General features: G+C 69.6%; 13 protein-coding genes. 11 read left to right on the top strand and 2 right to left on the bottom strand.

The features are described from left to right. The first annotated feature begins 280 nt into the window (after nt 1-280). Nucleotides 281-1048, top strand: coding sequence for a bestrophin-like domain (locus tag F4561_RS26120; RefSeq protein WP_184582645.1), 768 nt, complete (start codon nt 281-283; stop codon nt 1046-1048). A 59-nt stretch (nt 1049-1107) separates the two neighbouring features. On the opposite strand, the gene F4561_RS26125 is transcribed toward F4561_RS26120, so the two are convergent. Continuing rightward, entirely contained in the window at nt 1108-1830 is a 723-nt protein-coding gene (locus tag F4561_RS26125) for a hypothetical protein (RefSeq protein ID WP_184584274.1), read from the bottom strand. A gap of 962 nt (nt 1831-2792) precedes the next feature. Between F4561_RS26125 and F4561_RS26130 the strand changes: the two genes are divergently transcribed. The 7 genes from F4561_RS26130 to F4561_RS26160 all read left to right on the top strand — a co-directional run bounded on the left by F4561_RS26130 (nt 2793) and on the right by F4561_RS26160 (nt 10820). Beyond that, entirely contained in the window at nt 2793-3695 is a 903-nt protein-coding gene (locus F4561_RS26130) for a Sco1979 family transcriptional regulator (protein ID WP_184582647.1), read from the top strand. Nucleotides 3696-4045: 350 nt separating this feature from the next. Further along, nucleotides 4046-4693, top strand: a complete 648-nt coding sequence (locus tag F4561_RS26135; protein WP_184582649.1) for a nucleoside/nucleotide kinase family protein — start codon at nt 4046-4048, stop codon at nt 4691-4693. A gap of 197 nt (nt 4694-4890) precedes the next feature. Then, nucleotides 4891-6165, top strand: a complete 1275-nt coding sequence (locus F4561_RS26140) for an ABC transporter substrate-binding protein (protein ID WP_184582651.1) — start codon at nt 4891-4893, stop codon at nt 6163-6165. Between the two features lie 106 nt (nt 6166-6271). After that, nucleotides 6272-7270 carry a carbohydrate ABC transporter permease gene (locus F4561_RS26145; RefSeq protein ID WP_184582653.1) on the top strand — a complete coding sequence of 333 codons (999 nt, stop codon included), beginning with the start codon at nt 6272-6274 and terminating at the stop codon, nt 7268-7270. Nucleotides 7271-7289: 19 nt separating this feature from the next. After that, entirely contained in the window at nt 7290-8195 is a 906-nt protein-coding gene (locus F4561_RS26150; protein ID WP_184584196.1) for a carbohydrate ABC transporter permease, read from the top strand. Between the two features lie 35 nt (nt 8196-8230). After that, nucleotides 8231-9667 carry a GH1 family beta-glucosidase gene (locus F4561_RS26155; protein WP_184584198.1) on the top strand — a complete coding sequence of 479 codons (1437 nt, stop codon included), beginning with the start codon at nt 8231-8233 and terminating at the stop codon, nt 9665-9667. Between the two features lie 106 nt (nt 9668-9773). Then, a complete protein-coding gene (locus F4561_RS26160) occupies nt 9774-10820 on the top strand; it encodes a LacI family DNA-binding transcriptional regulator (protein WP_184582655.1) in 1047 nt (348 codons plus the stop codon). Nucleotides 10821-10939: 119 nt separating this feature from the next. Here F4561_RS26160 and F4561_RS26165 read toward each other — a convergent pair whose 3' ends face one another. Continuing rightward, entirely contained in the window at nt 10940-11935 is a 996-nt protein-coding gene (locus tag F4561_RS26165; RefSeq protein ID WP_184582657.1) for an AraC-like ligand-binding domain-containing protein, read from the bottom strand. A gap of 468 nt (nt 11936-12403) precedes the next feature. On the opposite strand from F4561_RS26165, the gene F4561_RS26170 reads away from it, so the two are divergent. Genes F4561_RS26170 through F4561_RS26180 form a run of 3 tightly spaced genes read left to right on the top strand, consistent with a single transcriptional unit; the run spans nt 12404 to nt 15270 of the window. Beyond that, nucleotides 12404-13420 (top strand): alpha/beta fold hydrolase, encoded by a 1017-nt coding sequence (locus F4561_RS26170; protein ID WP_184582659.1) that lies wholly within the window; start codon nt 12404-12406, stop codon nt 13418-13420. A 13-nt stretch (nt 13421-13433) separates the two neighbouring features. Beyond that, nucleotides 13434-14630: an acyl-CoA dehydrogenase family protein gene (locus tag F4561_RS26175; protein WP_184582661.1), complete on the top strand. Its 1197-nt coding sequence runs from the start codon at nt 13434-13436 to the stop codon at nt 14628-14630. Nucleotides 14631-14658: 28 nt separating this feature from the next. After that, nucleotides 14659-15270 carry a flavin reductase family protein gene (locus F4561_RS26180; RefSeq protein ID WP_184582663.1) on the top strand — a complete coding sequence of 204 codons (612 nt, stop codon included), beginning with the start codon at nt 14659-14661 and terminating at the stop codon, nt 15268-15270. Nucleotides 15271-15310: the final 40 nt, after the last annotated feature.

Here is a 15310-nt window from a genome sequence, read left to right on the forward strand (position 1 = left end):
CTCGCTTTTTCCTCAATAACCCGAAAAACCGGAAATCGCATCTGACCCGCATGGATCGCGCGTTTCGGGCTGACCTTTTATCGCGCCTCTGCGGGCGCACCACCCGCCCTCGCCCGCGGATATGACAATTACGAAATCCGCGCCCTGGGTTCCGGTATTTGTGCTAAGTGTGGGTACATGGCTGCTGGACCCAGTTGCCGCTCCCGAATTCACCCCCTGATCGATCGCTCGACGGAACCGCCCCCGCACGTCGCTTTCGAACTGACATCCCGGGAGAGCCATGACCGTCAATCTTGTTCTGGTGTCCGGCGCGCTCGCTCTGGTACTCGCAATCGGTTACCTGGTGGCACGCAAGTCCGGCATCTCGGCCGACGACTACAGCGGGCCCGTGGGAACCATGATCGCCCCGTCTGTCCTGGCCATCTACCTGATCGCAATGGCCATGGGCATCGTGATCGGCTGGGAGAACAAGAACACCGCCGCGGACAACGTGGTCGACGAGGCTTCGGCGGCCACGGCCCTCTACTGGAGCACCCAGACGCTGCCCGAGGACAGCGCCGAACCGATCCGCCAGGACCTGCGGGCCTACCTCGCGACGGTCATCCGCGACGACTGGCCGGCAATGCGCGGGGGAGAACTGAGCAAGGCCGGAGAGACCAGCCTCGACCGCCTGATGGTGAGCGTGAACGAGGGCGCGTCGGAGAACAACTCCGGAACCGCCGACCAGATCACCGCCCACCAGCAGATGGCCGTACTCGTCGACCAACGGATGCAGCGAGCCGACTCCGCCGAGGACACCATCCCGGAGGCACTGAAGATCGCCGTACTCGTCAGCGCCGTCGCCGTGGTCGTGCTGCCGTTCGGTTCCCGCGATCGGGGCTCCCGGGCGAGCTTCCTCTGGGCTCTGGTGAACCTGGCGTTTGTCGCGGTGACCGTGGTGGTGCTGTTCTACCTGGACAACTCCTACGCCGGAGTGCACGCGATCGACGCCCAGCCGCTGGAGAACGCGCTCAGCGGGTTCGACCGGATCGACCGCGTCTCCGACTGATCCCGCGGGTTGTGCCGCCCTGCGTGTCCGGGACGGCACAACGCCACCCCGGACGGACACTACCTGCGTCCCGCCGCGCCTCCCGCCGCCACGGCCACGGTGACCAGCACTACGACGATCATGATGTGCAGCGGTTGGAACCCGTCGAGACCGCGCTCCTCGCGGGCCTCCGGCGCCAACGCGGTGTCCGGGCTGGGCCGCTCGGGCTCCGAGGGCTCCCGCTCGGGAGGCCCGGGAGGGGCGGGAGGATCGCCGTTCGGGACCGGCCCGGGGGCGGCCTGCTCCACCGGCGTTTCGGGTGTCGGGTCGGGAGGGTCGGCCGGCTCGGTGGGTTGCTCGGGGGCTTCTGGGGGGTCTTCGGGGGGTTCGGGTTCCGGTTCGGGCTCCGGCTCGGGTTCGGGTTCCGGTTCGGGCTCCGGAGGGGGGTCGGGTTCGGGCTCCGGCTCCGGAGGCGGTTCGGGTTCCGGCTCCGGAGGCGGTGCGGGCGTGGGCGGACACACTGGCGGCGGCTCGCCCACGGACACCGACACCACGACCCCGGGGGCACACACGACCACGCCGGCACTGACCTCCACACCCGCTCCGGGGGCCGAAACCGCGGCACCAGGGCTGTCGCCAGGAGGGGCGTCGGGGCCGCCGCCCTCCTGGGGCGGCGGCGGTTCCACGGGTTCCGCGGGCACCGCATCGGCCCGGGCGACTCCTCCCGCCGCCGGGAGGAGAGCGAGGGTGAGTGCCAGCCCGGGGACCGTCGCGAGGACGCCGCGGCACCAAGGACGCGGCACGCCCGGTGGTCTCGGAGCCAGCGAACACCGCACTGCCGTTGACGGGACCATTCCGCTCATCTCCTCGTCGACGCGGAACCACCGGGGACGCACCGGAGAGGCGATCCGCCGAAAAGGGTGACTGTTCTCGAGTCACCATGATCGCCCATTTCATCCCCGCTGTCCGGAGGAATGGGAAACGGGACCTCCGAATCGACCGCATTCATGTCGATCCGGCCCGGCCTTGGGGAACTTTCCCACCGGTTCTGGTCGGCGGCGTGTATCGCTCCCGAACAAATCGCGCCTGGCCACTCCGGAAAAGGGCCGCACCAGAAGGAGAGGCGAGTACCGTCAATAAACGAGTGCCGGGAGGACGAACCCCCACGCCCTCGACCCCCGGCCCGATTGACGCATGCCCGTTTTCGGCCGGACCGTCACCGTGGCACTTGTCCGGTTTCGCCCGTCGGGACCACTCATTCCCGACGCGGCGGCGCGCGGGGGTTTCCGGTCCGCGGTGGCGTGGGTAACGTGCGCCCCGCAGGACCCGCTCCCCTGCCGCGCCGCCTACCTATCTCGCCGGAGGCCTCTCCCTTCCACAGGCACGCCGCCAGGCCGCTGAGCATCCATTCGCACAGCGGCCGGCCCGCGGCGGCGCCGCGGCCGGGTGGGGACCGCCCACTCCTGGGTTACCATCCAGTACGGGCAACCGGGGCCAGTGAGGTCGGTGAGGTCGGTGAAGTGACACGAATCACCGCGAACCCGTGGCCGGTCCTGAACGTCACATACGTCACACCCGCAGTACGCGGACCGCACGGGGCCGCCCGCTGCCCTGCGACCCCCCGCCCTGCCGGCGCGCGACCGGAGTTGGGCAGGGCCGTGTACCCCGGCACAGGATTCTCACGGCGCAGGACAAGGTTCGCTTTACCATTTATTCGCTATTCTCATTGTTCATCCGCAATGAGGGATGCTAAAGGGGAGGGTGCATGATCCCTGCGGAGGACAGTGTGGCGGCCGGCCTTGTGCACAGCGACGCTCAGGGCGGGTCCGCGGTGCTACGGATCCTGCTGGGTTCGCAGCTGCAACGGCTGCGAACGGCCAAAGGGCTCTCGTCCGAGAAGGCGGCACAAGCGATCAGCATGTCGCCTTCCAAGATCAACGGGGTGGAGCAGGGGCAGCTCCGGATCAGATCCAGCGAGGTCGCCGACCTGCTCACCCTTTACAACGTCAGCGACCCGCAGGAGCGGGCCACTCTGCTCGCGCTCGCCGACTGCGCCAACACCCCGAGCTGGTGGCAGAAGTACGACGACATCCTGCCGAGCTGGTTCGAGGGCTACGTCGAACTGGAGGAGAGCGCGTCCGTCATCCGCACGTACGAACTACAGTTCGTGCCCGGTCTGCTGCAGACCGAGGAATACGCCCGCGCGGTCATCCAGCTGAACCACGCGACCTCCCCCAGCACCGAGGTGGAGCAGCGGATCAGCATGCGGATGCAGCGCCAGGAGCGCCTCTTCACACCGGATGCGCCCCGGTACTGGGCAGTCGTGGACGAGGCGGCGTTACGCCGGCCCTACGGCCATGCCAAGGTGCTGCGCGACCAGATCAACTACCTGCTGGAGATCTCCGAGCTGCCGAATGTCACGCTGCAGGTCATGCCGTTCGCGTACGGTGGGCACTCGGCCGCGGGCGGGGCCTTCACCATCCTGCGGTTCGCCGCGCCGGACCTGCCCGACATCGTCTACCTCGAACAGCTCCACAGCGCTGTGTACCTCGACAAGCGCGACGACACCCATCGCTACCTGGAGATCATGGGGCAGTTGTGTGTCCAGGCGCCGCCCCCGGCGGCCACTCCGGGCCTGCTCACCTCGCTGCGCGACGCCCTCGGCTGAGCCGGCCCCGCTCATGCTCCGTACGCTGCTAACGCGCGGCGAACGGGACAGCGCGCGTGGGCGAAAGGCCGGCGTAGGGCGGCCCTCCGCCTTCACGCGGTCCAGAGGTGCTCCGGCGTACGGATCCCCGAGCGCGGAGCAGACCCGGCCGCCACTCCGGCTTGGTTCCCACAGCGGAGTGCTCCCAGCTCTTCTTTTCGGGATCCGCGGGCCGCTCCTGCGGTTCGGTGCCGTCCTTGCGCCGGGTCTCCGCTCGACCGTTGCGGCTGCACGGGGCAACGGTACGCCGGTGTGTGATCTTGTACAGATGAATCCTGGAGGAACAACCACCACGAGCGAAGGGGGAGCGTGTGGACACTGGAGAACCGGCGCACCCGTACACGTGGGACGAACTCGTCGGGCGGGCACGGTTGCTGGCCGAATCCGGCCAGCGTCGTCTCCTGGGGATCACCGGAGCTCCGGGCTCCGGTAAGGGAACCGTCGCCGCGAAGCTCCGCGCGGACCTGGGCTCGGAGGCGGCGCTCGTGCCGATGGACGGTTTCCATCTCGCCGAGGCCGAACTGCGGCGCCTGGACAGGCGGGACCGCAAGGGCGCCCCCGACACGTTCGACGCCGCCGGGTACGTCGCACTGCTCCGGCGGTTGCGCGCGCCCGGCGGCGAGACGGTGTACGCGCCGGAGTTCCACCGGGATGTGGAGGAGTCCTACGCGGGCGCGATCGCCGTTCCCCCGGACGTGCCTCTGGTCATCACCGAAGGGAACTACCTGTTGCTCGAGACCGGCCCATGGGCCGCGGTGCGCGGGCTGCTCGACGAGGCGTGGTTCCTGGAACCCGGGAACAAGACCCGCCTCGCGCGGCTGATCGCCCGGCACGCGCGCTACGGGAAGACGTGGTGGGAAGCGCGGGAATGGGCGCTCGCCAGCGACGAGCACAACGCCACCGTGATCACGCCCACGCGCCACCGCGCTGACCTGGCAATCCTCGGCGATCCCCGGTAGCCGAGCCAGCGGCGCGCGGCCCGGGCGCTCCCCCCGCCCGCCATGTGACCCAGGTAACGATCCCGTTTCTCCCACATGTCGGGGGATTGACGTTATGCGCGTCACACGATCCTATGGGAGCGCTCCCATATGGGAGCGCTCCCAAGCTGTGGGTGTCGGGGGGACGCGGCGGAGTCGTGATCGGTTTAGGAGGACCCATGAAAGGACGCGCGCGCGGCGCACGAGGTGTCGCCGCCGTAGTGAGCAGCGGAGCCCTGCTGGTGGCATCCGGCTGCGGCACGACCGACGACGGCGAGGTCGAGCTGGTCATCGAAACATTCGGCACCTTCGGCTATGAGGAGTTACTGAAGGAGTTCGAGGAGGACACCGGGATCGCCGTCGAGGAGCGCGTCTACGGCGAGGTGGAGGACTGGAACGATCAGCTCACCCAGAACCTCGCCGCCGACGACGGCCTCGGTGACGTGGTGGCGATCGAGGAGGGCATCCTGCTCGACGTCATGCAGACGAGCGACTCCTTCCACGACCTCAACGAGTACGGGGCCGGCGACATGGAGGACTCCTTCCTGGACTGGAAGTGGGAGATGGGGCACACCCCCGATGGCAAGCTCCTCGGGCTGGGCACCGACATCGGCGGGATGGGCATCTGCTACCGCGCCGACCTCTACGAGGAGGCGGGCCTGTCCACCGACCGCGAGGAGCTCTCGTCCCAGTGGGAGACCTGGGACGACTTCATCGAGGTCGGCAAGGAGTTCGAGGAGTCCGACGTGGATGCCTCGTTCGCCGACACCACCTCGGAGTTCAGCAACGCCATCATGCGCCAGTCCGGCGACGTGATGTTCTTCAACAAGGACGACGAGCTGATCATCGAGGAGAGCGAGGCCGTCGAGCGCGCCTGGGACATCTCCGGGCAGATGATCGAGAACGACCTCACCGCCGAGCTGGAGATGTGGTCCGACGACTGGACCGCCGCGATCCAGGAAGGCGCCTTCGCCACGATGCCGTGCCCGGCCTGGATGCTCGGCCAGATCGAGGAGAACGCCGGCGAGGACAACGCCGGAAAGTGGGACGTCGCCGAGGTGCCCGGTAACGGCGGCAACTGGGGCGGCTCCTGGCTGGGCGTGCCCACCCAGACCGAGCACCCCGAAGAGGCCGCGCAGCTCGCCCAGTTCCTGACCAGCCCTGAGGGGCACCAGGGTGCCTGGGAGGCGCGCAACAACCTGCCCTCCTCCCCGGAGACGCTGGAAAGCGACGCCGTCCAGAACCACACCAACGAGTACTTCAGCGACGCACCGGTCGGCGAGATCTACGCCGAGGGCGCCCTGGAGCTGGAGCCGGTCTACTTCGGCCTCAACCACTTCCCGGTGCAGCAGGCCACGAACGCCGAAGCGCTGCTCTCGTGGGAGCAGGGCAACGCCGATCGGGACGAGGCCTGGGCGCAGGCCGTTGAGGAGGCCGAACGGATCGCCGAATAACCGGCTGATCCACGGGTGGCTGGCGACCCGGCCGTTCCTACCCCTCCCACGGCCGGGTCGCCGCCGACCACCCGCTCCCGCTGAACCGACAAGGGGAACCCTGGAAATGAGTGTCGTGAAAAGCGGCGCGCGTTCCCGAGACGAGGAATCCTCGCCCGGCGCGCCGCGGGAAGGCCCCGACCCCGCGCAGCGCGAACGCCGGGAACGGCGCGCCGCCCTGCGCTCCCGGCTCGACGTCCGGCTCTCGCCGTACCTGTTCGTGTCGCCGTACTTCATCCTGTTCGGGATGTTCGGCCTGTTCCCGGTGCTGTTCACGTTCTGGATCTCGCTGCACGAGTGGGGCCTGCTCACCGGCAACCAAGGCTTCATCGGCCTGGAGAACTACGCGGGCCTGCTCGGCGACGGCAAGTTCTGGCAGGCGCTGGTCAACACGCTCGGCATCTTCCTGCTGGCGATCGTGCCGCAACTGCTGATCGCGCTGCTGCTGGCCGACACGCTGAACCGGCGGCTCCGGTTCCGCGGGTTCTTCCGCGTGGGCATCATCATCCCCTACATCACCTCGATCGCCGCGATGGCGATCATCTTCGGCCAGTTGTTCGGCCGGGAGTTCGGGCTGATCAACTACGCCCTGGAGATGATCGGCGTCGGCGGCGTCGACTGGCCCAACAACCGCCTCGCGTCCTGGACGGCGATCGCCGTGATGATCGACTGGCGCTGGATCGGGTTCAACACGCTGATCTACCTGGCGGCGATGCAGGCGATCCCCCGGGACCTCTACGAGGCCGCCGCCATCGACGGCGCCTCCAGGCTGCGGCAGTTCGCCCAGATCACCATCCCCATGGTGCGCCCGACGATCATGTTCACCGTCATCATCGGCACGATCGGCCAGATGCAGCTCTTCACCGAGCCGGTGATCTTCGGCCAGGGCGTCGCGGGCGGAACGCAGGGCCAGTTCCAGACCGTGGCGATGCTGATGTTCCAGGAGGCGATGGAGCGGCAGAACTTCGGCTACGGCTCCGCGATCGCCTGGGTCATCTTCCTGCTGATCGTGGTGTTCGCGCTCATCAACATACTGTTCGTCAGCCGCATCCGCAGCGCGGGATGAAGGAGAGGAGATGACGTCGATGACTACGTCCACCCGCGCCGACGGAAAGGAGTCCGCCTCCGGCGGCTCACGGCGACGGCGCACCCGCTCAAGGCCCGGGGGGACGCGGGAAGCCAACCCCCTCACCTATGTCGCGCTACTCCTGACAGTGCTGCTGTCAGTGTTCCCGCTGTACTGGATGTTCGTCGTGGCCACGCGCGGCAACGCGGCCATCGCCCAGCGCCCGCCCGCGATCACGCCCGGCGGGGAGCTCACCGAGAACGTCGTTCAGACGCTGCAGAACGAGCAGGCGAACTTCGCGCTCGGCCTGCTGAACTCCCTCATCGTCGCCTCGGTCACCGCGTTCTCCGTGGTGCTGTTCTGCTCGCTGGCGGGTTTCGCTCTGGCCAAGCTGCGCTTCACCGGGCGCAACGCCATCACTCTCGCTGTCATTCTCACGATGATGGTGCCGATCCAGATGGCGGTCGTGCCCATGCTGATCATGATGGACGCGTTCAGTTGGCGCGGCGATCTCCAGGCGGTCATCGTGCCGTTCATGGTCACCGGGTTCGGCGTGTTCATGATGCGGCAGTACGCCCTGCAAGGCGTCCCCACCGAGCTGATCGAGTCGGCGCGGATGGACGGATGCTCGATGCCGCGGACCTTCTTCAGCGTGGTGCTGCCGGCGCTCCGCCCGGCCATGGCGGTGCTCGGGCTGCTGACCTTCATGCAGAACTGGAACGAGTTCATCTGGCCGATCGCGGTGCTGGGTCCCAGCAACCCCACCGTGCAGGTCTCGATCAACCAGCTCAATGAGGGCTACACGACCAACTTCGCCCTGATGTTCACCGGAGCGGCCCTCGCCACCCTGCCCCTACTGCTGGTCTTCGTCGTATTCGGCCGCCACCTCATCGGCGGCATCATGGAAGGTGCGATCAAAGGGTGACTACCCACTACTCTCTCTCATCCCGCTCGTCTGTCGTGGACACCCCGCCCTGGCCGGAGCCGGAGACCACTACCGAAACACGGTTCCCCACGGGCTTCGTCTGGGGCGCCGGAACCGCCGCCTTCCAGGTCGAGGGCGCCACCCGCACCGACGGGCGCGGCGTGAGCATCTGGGACACGTTCACCGCGGAGCCGGGCCGGATCCAGGGTGGCGACACCGGAGATCCGGCCGCGGACCATTACCGGCTGTTCCACGAGGACGTCGCGCTGATCCGGTCGATGGGGATCGGCCACTACCGGTTCTCACTGGCCTGGCCGCGGATCCAGCCGACGGGCAGCGGCCCCGAAAACGCCGCTGGCCTGGACTTCTACGACCGGCTTGTGGACGAGCTGCTCGCCGCCGGAATCCGGCCGTGGCCGACGCTGTACCACTGGGACCTTCCGCAGCCGCTGGAGGACGCCGGGGGCTGGCCGGCCCGGGACACCGCGCTACGGTTCGCCGAGTACGCCGCCATCGCCCACCGCCGGCTCGGTGACCGGGTGGACACCTGGTGCACGCTGAACGAGCCCTGGGTGGCGGCGTTCCTGGGCTACGCCTCCGGGCAGCACGCGCCGGGGCGCCAGGAGCCGGCCGCCTCGCTCGCGGCCGCGCACCACCTGCTGCTCGGCCACGGCCTGGCGGCCACGGCGCTCCGCGAGCAGGGCGCGCCAACCGTCGGGATCACGCTCAATGCCCAACCGATCCGGCCGAACAGCGGCACGGTGGCCGACATCGACGCCGCGCGCCAGGTCGACGGCATGCGCAACCGGATCTTCCTCGACCCGCTGTTCGAGGGGCGCTACCCCGGCGACATCCGGGCGGACCTCGCCGAGATCTCCGACTTCGGCTTCGTGCGCGACGGCGACCTCGCCACCATCGCGGCGCCGCTGGACTTCCTGGGCATCAACTACTACAGCCCGGCCTGGGTGGCGGGATCGGCCGAGGGGGTCGAACCCGCCCTACTGGAACCCGATGGCGCCGGCACGGCCTACGTGGGGTGCGGCGATATCGCCATGCTGCGGGGCACAGAGATCCGCACCGACCAGGACTGGGCGGTGGACCCGAGCGGCCTGACCGAGCTGCTGGTCCGGCTGGCCGTGGACTACCCGGAGGTGCCGCTGTACGTGACGGAGTGCGGCGCCTCCTACCGGGACGAGGTCAGCACCGACGGCGCGGTGCATGACCCCGACCGCCTTGAGTTCCTGGCCGGGCACGTGCGGGCCACGCACGCCGCCCTTGCGGCGGGTGCGCCCATCAAGGGCTTCTTCGTGTGGACCCTGCTGGACAACTTCGAATGGGCCTACGGCTACAGCGAGCGGTTCGGCATCGTCTACGTCAACTACGAGACCCAGACCAGGACCGTCAAGGACAGCGGCCGGTGGTACGGCGAGCTCGCGGCCACGGGATCATTGCCACCCACCGAAAACGGCTGACGTGCGACTGAGACGCGGAAAGCGGCCCGGACGTGCGCGAGGATGGAGCCGTGCGCGTCCGGGCCATGTCGGTGCGCCGAAGATCAGCACAAGTTGGGGGACGGTCATGGACGGCGGGCAGCGCCCGACACTGGAGATGGTCGCCGAGCGGGCGGGCGTGGGGCGCGGCACGGTGTCGCGTGTGATCAACGACTCCGCGAGCGTGGCGGAGCAGACCAGGCAGGCCGTGCTGCGCGCGGTGGCCGAGCTGGGCTACGTCCCCAACCATTCGGCGCGCACCCTGGTCACCCGGCGCACCGACACCGTGGCGCTGGTCGTCACCGAGCCGCACGAACGGATCTTCGCCGAGCCGTTCTTCGCGCAGATCATCAAAGGGGTCAGCGCGGCGCTGAACGAGCGCGGGCTGCAGCTCATGCTGACCATGGTCGGCTCGGGGGTGCAGCACGAGCGAGCGAGCCAGTACCTGACCGAGGACCACGTCGACGGGGTGCTCATCGTCTCGGAGCACCGGGACGACCCCTTGCCGAAGCGGCTGGCGGAATCGGGGCTGCCACTGGTGCACGGCGGCCGCCCGCTCGGCCGGGAGCAGGAACGTCTGAGCTTCGTCGAGATCGACAACGTTGGCGGCGGCCAGATGGCCACCCGGCACCTGCTGCAGAGCGGGCGGCGCGCAATCGGGACGGTCACCGGCCCCCGGGACATGGCGGCCGGCGTGGAGCGGCTGCGCGGCTACGAGCAGGCCCTCCGCGATGCCGGCCACGAGGTGCTGCCCGAGCGGATCGCCACGGCGGACTTCAGTTTCGAGGGCGGTACGCGGGCCATGCGGGAGCTGCTCCACACCGCGCCCGACCTCGACGCGGTGTTCGTCGCCTCGGACGTGATGGCCGTGGCGGCGCTGCGGGTGCTGCGGGAGTCCGGCCGCACCGTCCCCGGCGACGTCGCCCTGGTCGGCTACGACGACATCACGCTCGCGCTGCACGCCGACCCGCCGCTCACCACGGTCCACCAACCCGCCGAGCGGATGGGCTGGGAGATGGCGCGGTTGCTCGCGAACCAGATCACGTGGCCTACCGAGACGCTCCCCGGAACGGAACGCCGGGAGCCGGAGACGGTACTGCTCGACACGCACCTGGTGATCCGGGAGTCCGGATAGGGCCGGCGCGTGCCGGGTTCCGCGCGAAGAGCGGGCAGTACACGGGGTCGCCAAGGCACGGCCGCGCCCGAGGACGGCGGGCGCGGCCGGCAGCCACCCGGCGGTCCCGCATCGCCGATCTACTCGCGCCGGCGCGCGGCCAGGGCCGCGCGCCGGTACTCCGCCGGTGTCAGGCCCGTCTCCCGCTTGAATACCTGCCCGAAGTGCGAGGAGTCGCGGAACCCGCGCCGCGCCGCGATGGCCGCGACCGGGACGTCTGCCATGCGCGGGTCGGCGAGGTCGCGCTGGGCCATCTCGATGCGCCGGTTGCGGATCCACGCCGCCACAGTGTGGTCCGTCCGCTCGAAGAGGTGGTGCAGGTGCCGCGGGGAGATGTAGTGCGCGGCCGCGATTGTGCGGGGGCTCAGGCCCGGGTTGGCGAGCTGGGCGTCGATGTACTCGTGGATCCGGGCCAGCAGCGCGCCGTGCTGCCCCGTCGCGCCGAGGTCCGGCTGGCCGAGCTCGCTCCGCAGCATCGCCGTCACCAGCTCCATCATGGTGCGGATGGCGAGGGGTCCGCTGCTGCCGAGCGACTCCAGGTTCCGGTTCAGCCCGAGCACCATGGTCCACACGGCCGATGACAGGCCGGGGCCGCACTCGAACGGGGTCGCGGTGATCTCGGCCAGTGGATCGTGCGACCGGGCCGCCCCAATCCGCGTCTTGGGGAACCTGACGCACACCGACTTGTAGTCGTCGCTTGAGGTGATCTCGGTGGGCTTGGAGGAGTCGTAGATGGCGAACGCGCCCGGCCGGAGCACGGCGGTGCGTCCCTCCTGGGAGAGCCGGAACTCCCCGGACATCTGCAGTGTCATCAGGTAGTACCCGGCGTCGGCGGGAGAAATCGTCGCGCTGTCGCGGTAGGCGGCGTGCTTGCCGCACTCCATGGAGATGAAGCTGACCCCGGCCAGCGAGCGGCTGCTCAGCGAGCCCGTGAATGTGCCGGGGCGGTCGCAGTCGAAATGGAACCGCAGAACGCTGCGCCGAACGGCATCGGTCCACGAGTCGAACGCGACCTTCGGTCCGTTGTCCGGTTCCGCCAGGCCGGCGGCCACCAAGTCGTCCACCAGTGACGCCATCTCGTCTCCAACGGCTCACAGTCGGGGTCGATGCGGCTGAGGGGCGTGCGTTGGACTGGTCACTTCACTGTGTCACACCTCACGGGCGCAGCACGGTGACCTGAGTCACACAAAGAACCGCTCCAGCGCTCACCGGACTCGCAGAGGGGACGCGGCCGGCACGGGATCGTGCGCGCGTTCCACAGTTCCCTGCGCTCTCGCGCGGTGCGACCGCGCGTCACGCGCCGTAGCGTGCACCCAACCGGCCCGGTTGTCGGAGCGGTGCCGACCGCGAACGCAGGAGCTGTGCGATGGCCTACGCCGAGAACGCGACCCCGGTTTTGCGCCCCCCTGCGCGGGGCATCGGGAGAATCGGCCACCGGGAACCGGTGCCGCCGAGAGTATCGAGGCGCCCGGCGAGCGCCGGGTGGGCAGTCCAGCGCGCGACCAACCAACTCCGGAGCCCGACCGAGTAGCAAGGAATGTGCTATGGCGTCCACGCTCGCGCCGCACGCGGCGGCCAACCACCAGATCACCCTGCGGCGCGGCCAGTTCTGGATCCCGGGCGAGCGGGTCGCGACCACCGGCGGAACCGTCCAGCGAGCACCGATGTTCGTGCAGTGGGAGGCCCCACCGCACGCCGCCCGCCCGTACCCGCTGGTCCTGGTGCATGGCGGCGGCGGTCAGGGAACCGACTGGACCGGCACCCCCGACGGCCGCCCAGGGTGGGCGACCCGGCTCGTCGAGGCGGGTTTCGCGGTGTACGTGGTCGACCGCTGCGGCCACGGCCGCTCGCCGTATCACCCCGACGTGGTCGGCGCCATGGGCGGCCAGTTCCCCTACGAGGCGGCCAAGGACCTGTTCCTGCCGGACGCCGCGGAGCCCGAGCAGTCCCAATGGACCTACGGGCGCGACATCGGCTCCGGCGATCTGGACCAACTGCTCTGCCCAATGGGGCCGCTGCCCGCCGATCTGGCCGAGTCCCAGCGGATGGACGCGGACCGGCTGGCCAGGCTGCTCGACATCGTCGGCCCGGCGGTGCTGGTGACACACTCCGCCGGAGCGGCGCCCGGCTGGCTGGCCGCCGACGCCCGCCCGGACGCGGTCGCCGCGATCGTGGCGATCGAGCCCATCGGTCCCCCGTTCGCGGTTGTGCCCGGGATGGGCAAGCTCTCCTGGGGCCTCACCGCGCACCGGATCGGCTACCAGCCCGAGTTGGCCCGCCCGGAGGACGCCGAGCGCGCCGACCCGGCCACGCTGCGCGTCCCCGGACTGGCCGGGACACCGATCTCGGTGGTCAGCGGGGGCGCGTCGGCCTTCGCCGAGTTCGCTCCGCACATCGCCGGGTTCCTGACCACTCTGGGCGCCTCGGCCGAGCACCTGCACCTGCCCGACTACGGAGTCACCGGCAACGGGCACGGCCTCACGTTCGAGGCGAACTCCGATCACACTGTCGTACCGGTGATCCGGTGGATCACCGCCCAGGAGAGCACAGCGGCCTCGTAAGGATTGGGAACGCATGGCCACTCAAGCACCCGCCACCTCCGGAATCAACGTCAGCGACGAGTTCAACGCACTGATGGCGCGCATTGACAAAGCCAGCCACATCCTGCGCGACAACGCAGAGAAGTGCGAGGAACAGAACAACCTCACGGACGAGGTAGCAGAGGTACTTCGCGAGACCGGCGCGCTGAAAGTGGGGATTCCGCGCGAGCTCGGTGGCTACGAGTTCTCCCCGCGCCAGGTCATCGAGACCATCGCCCGCATCTCGTATGAGGACGCCTCGACGGGATGGGCATTCATGGCGCTGCAGATGGTCACCGGGACCACGGCCGCCTACCTCGGGCACGAGGCCGCGCGGGACCTGTACCCCGATGTGGAGAACGACCGCTACGCGGTGATCGCGGGGCAGGGAACCAAGCTCGGCACGGCCGCCAAGGTCGACGGCGGCTACCGCGTCACCGGCCACTGGCACTTCGCGTCGGGCATCTCATTGGCGAGCCACATCCACACCGCGGCGTTCTGCGCGGAGACCGGCGAGGCGCTGGTGTTCACGCTGCCCAAGGAGAAGGCCGCGCTGATCGACAACTGGGACGTGATGGGGCTCCGGGCCACCTACAGCATCGACTACACGTTGGACGACGTGTTCGTTCCGGACAGCCACGTCTACCAGGTCGCCACGATGGAGGCCCACATCGGCGGCGCGATCTACCGCATGGGCCTGGCAAACATGTCCGGCATCTGCCACACCGGCTGGGCGCTCGGGGTGGGGCGCCGGATGCTGGACGAGATGCGCGAGCTGGTCCGGAAGAAGACCGGCGCGCCGAACGCCTCCGTCGACACCGACCAGTTCCACGCCGAGTACGCGGACGCCGAGAGCAAGCTGCGGTCGGCGCGCGCATGGGCCATGGAGGTCTGGGCGGACAACGAGGCCACCCTGGACCGGGGGGAGCTCCTCAGCACCGAGCAGGAGACACTCACCCGGCTGATGCTGAACAACACGACCTGGTCCGTGCAGGCCGCGGGCGCGATCGTGCACAAGTGGGCGGCCACAGCGGCGCTGCGGCGGGGCGCCCTGCAACGGTTCTTCCGCGACCTGCACGCGGGCACCCAGCACGTCACGTCCGGGCCGGTGGTGCTGCAGAACTGCGGAAAGTGGCTGTCCGGTCTCGCGCCGGACTCCCAATGGGTCTTCCTTGACCTGCAAGAAAGCTGAGTCGAGGACGAACGCCGAAGGTGGTCGCATGTCATACCGTGACGCGCGCGCGTCCATCGGCACTGCTGCCGGCGACGCCCGGCGCCCCACACCCGGGACGGTCGCGGCCGACGACTTCCGGGCCGCGTTCCGGAACCATCCGGCGGGCGTTGCCATTGTCACCGCCGACGACGGCACCGGCCCGGCCGGACTGACCGCCACGTCGGTCACCCCGGTTTCGGCGGATCCGGCGTTGTTGCTGTTCACCCTCTCGTCGGGCGCGTCGGCCGCCCCGGTCATCGGCAACGCCGAGACCGCGGTCGTCCACCTGATCGGCGCCGAGCAGGTGGAGCTCGCCAGGCGCTTCGCGACCAGCGGGATCGACCGGTTCGCCGGCCCGGTCGGGTGGACCAGGCTGGCCACGGGCGAGCCGCTGCTCGGTGGCGTGGACACCTGGCTGCGCGGGCGGATCGTCAACCGCATAGCCGCCGGCGACTCCACCGTGGTGCTGCTTCGCATCGTGGGCGTGCGCGCCGGCCGGTTCCCCCGCTCGCCACTGGTGTACCTGAACCGGACCTGGTACTCCCTGGGCGCAGCGGCGGTGCTGCCGGGCCAGAGCACCCAGGATCCGGGGTCCCGCGCCGGCGGGGAGTGTGCGTGATGCTTCCCCGGCGCGGGCGGGCCCCGGTCCGGATCGCGGC

It is taken from the genome of Lipingzhangella halophila (assembly GCF_014203805.1).
Lineage (GTDB): Bacteria > Actinomycetota > Actinomycetes > Streptosporangiales > Streptosporangiaceae > Lipingzhangella > Lipingzhangella halophila.

Bases quoted from the DNA above. Each gene is read 5' to 3' on its own strand.
- F4561_RS26120 (WP_184582645.1), top strand. From the start codon at position 281: ATGACCGTCAATCTTGTTCTGGTGTCCGGCGCGCTCGCTCTGGTACTC.
- F4561_RS26130 (WP_184582647.1), top strand. From the start codon at position 2,793: ATGATCCCTGCGGAGGACAGTGTGGCGGCCGGCCTTGTGCACAGCGAC.
- F4561_RS26140 (WP_184582651.1), top strand. From the start codon at position 4,891: ATGAAAGGACGCGCGCGCGGCGCACGAGGTGTCGCCGCCGTAGTGAGC.
- F4561_RS26145 (WP_184582653.1), top strand. From the start codon at position 6,272: ATGAGTGTCGTGAAAAGCGGCGCGCGTTCCCGAGACGAGGAATCCTCG.
- F4561_RS26150 (WP_184584196.1), top strand. From the start codon at position 7,290: ATGACTACGTCCACCCGCGCCGACGGAAAGGAGTCCGCCTCCGGCGGC.
- F4561_RS26160 (WP_184582655.1), top strand. From the start codon at position 9,774: ATGGACGGCGGGCAGCGCCCGACACTGGAGATGGTCGCCGAGCGGGCG.
- F4561_RS26165 (WP_184582657.1), bottom strand. From the start codon at position 11,935: ATGGCGTCACTGGTGGACGACTTGGTGGCCGCCGGCCTGGCGGAACCG.
- F4561_RS26170 (WP_184582659.1), top strand. From the start codon at position 12,404: ATGGCGTCCACGCTCGCGCCGCACGCGGCGGCCAACCACCAGATCACC.
- F4561_RS26175 (WP_184582661.1), top strand. From the start codon at position 13,434: ATGGCCACTCAAGCACCCGCCACCTCCGGAATCAACGTCAGCGACGAG.
- F4561_RS26180 (WP_184582663.1), top strand. From the start codon at position 14,659: ATGTCATACCGTGACGCGCGCGCGTCCATCGGCACTGCTGCCGGCGAC.